The organism is Paracoccus sp. (in: a-proteobacteria), assembly GCF_030536915.1.
Classification (GTDB): domain Bacteria; phylum Pseudomonadota; class Alphaproteobacteria; order Rhodobacterales; family Rhodobacteraceae; genus Paracoccus.
Window position 1 is genome coordinate 1 of the sequence record NZ_JAUNPC010000202.1, and the last position, 1,981, is coordinate 1,981.

General features: G+C 71.3%; 1 protein-coding gene and 1 pseudogene. One reads left to right on the forward strand and one right to left on the reverse strand.

Annotated features, from left to right (window positions below; all coding sequences use genetic code 11):
• Positions 1-86: 86 nt before the first annotated feature.
• Positions 87-1,457, reverse strand: a complete 1,371-nt coding sequence (locus Q4F04_RS15710) for a formimidoylglutamate deiminase (protein ID WP_303370722.1) — start codon at positions 1,455-1,457, stop codon at positions 87-89.
• 91 nt (positions 1,458-1,548) lie between these two features.
• Here Q4F04_RS15710 and Q4F04_RS15715 point away from each other — a divergent pair.
• Positions 1,549-1,981: pseudogene (locus Q4F04_RS15715) on the forward strand (imidazolonepropionase); the annotation flags it as partial.

The following is a 1,981-nucleotide window of genomic DNA, read 5'->3' on the forward strand; positions in this document are numbered from 1 at the left end:
GGAGAGTCCGTCACCTTTGTCCGGCTGCTTTACCACCGTGGCTACAGGATGACGACGCGCTATTGAACCGCCTGCCGGGGTCCGGGCTATATCGCCTGCCTCAGCCGCTGCAGGGTGCGGGCGTAGGCCGCGGTGATCGGCGCGCGGTGGATGTGACGCCCGTCCGCGACGAGGTGGCGCCCCGCCGACCAGGTGTCGGTCACGTCGCGATCGTCCCTGGCGAAGATCCAGGTGTCCAGCAGGGTGTCGTCCCCGCGGCCAACGCCGTCGGGGCCCAGGTCGCCAAGCGCCATGAGATCGGCCCAGAGGCCCGGTTCGATGGCGCCCGCCCCGCGCCCTGCCGCCTGCGCGCCGCCCCTGGCCGCGCCCTCGAACAGCACGCGGCCGGTTGAACGGTCGGCACTGGCCAGCGCCGCGCGCGAACGGTCGCGCAGCCGCTGCGAATAGTCGAGCGTCCGCAGTTCCTCGGACAGCGCGATGCGGATGTTGCTGTCGGACCCGATGCCGAAGGCGCCGCCCGCATCCGTCCAGCGCACGCCGTCGAAGATGCCGTCGCCCAGGCTGCTTTCGGTGATCGGGCACAGCCCCGCCACCGCGCCGCTGCGGGCAAGGGCCACGGTTTCACCGGGCGTCATCTGGGTCGCGTGGATCAGGCACCAGCGTTGATCGACGGCCAGGTTTTCCAGCAGCCATTCGACCGGACGGCGGCCGGTGGTGGCCAGAACCTCGTCCACCTCGGCGGCCTGCTCGGCCAGGTGCATGTGGATCGGGCCGTCCCCCGCCAGCGCCTGCGCGGCCGCAAGCCCGTCACCGTCCACCGCGCGCAGGCTGTGGGGGGCGATGCCGATGCGGCTGTCCGCTCCGAGCCGCGCCACATGGCCCTGCGCGCCCTCGACAAGGCGGGCGAAGCGCTCGGGCGTATTGCCGAAGCGGTCCTGCCCGGACACCAGCGCCCGGCGGTCGAGCCCGCCCCATTGATACAGCACCGGCAGCAGCGTCAGGCCGATGCCCGTCTGTTCGGCTGCCGCTGCGATCCGGCCCGACATCTCCGCCAGGTCGGCATAGGGCCGCCCGCCGCTGTCGTGGTGCAGGTAGTGGAATTCGACGTTGGTGGCATAGCCGGCCTCCAGCATCTCCATCTGCACGAAGGCGGCGATGGCTTCGATATCCTCGGGGGTCAGCTGGTCGAGGAAGCGATACATCAGCCGCCGCCAGGTCCAGAAGCTGTCCTTCGGATCGGGGCCGCGCCGTTCGGTCAGCCCCGCCATCGCCCGCTGAAAGGCATGGCTGTGAAGGTTGGCGGGCGCGGGCAGCAGGGTCTCGACCACGGTGGCGCCGGGGGGCGGGGCCGTGCCGCGCTCGACCGCGGCGATGCGCCCGTCCTCTCCGACGAAGACCGCGACCTGCGTTTCCCATCCCGCGGGCAGCAGCGCCCGTCTTGCCCATATCGCCGGCATTGCCCGTTCCCGCCTGTTGATGCGCCCCGTTGACAGGCGTCATTATGTGCAGACATAAACAAGCCAACGCAAGCCAGAATCGCGAGGTCACATGCCGCCCCCCCCTCCCTCCGCCCTCACCCTTGCCAACGCCCGCCTCGTGACGCTGACAGGCGAGGGTTACGGCTTGATCGAGCGCGGGTGGCTGCGGATCGAGAACGGCCGCATCGCCGCCCTGGGCGAGGGCGAGGCGGAGGGCGAGGACATGGGCGGCCGCCTGGTCACGCCCGCGCTGATCGACTGCCACACGCACCTGGTCTTCGGCGGCGACCGCGCGCGCGAGTTCGAGATGCGCCTGCAGGGCGCCAGCTACGAGGAGATCGCGCGGGCAGGGGGCGGCATCCTGTCCACCGTCACGGCAACCCGCGCGGCGACCGAGGATGAGCTGGTCGCATCGGCGCTGCCGCGCCTGGACGCGCTGCTGGCCGAGGGCACGGCCACCGTCGAGGTCAAGTCTGGCTACGGGCTGACCATCGCGGACGAAT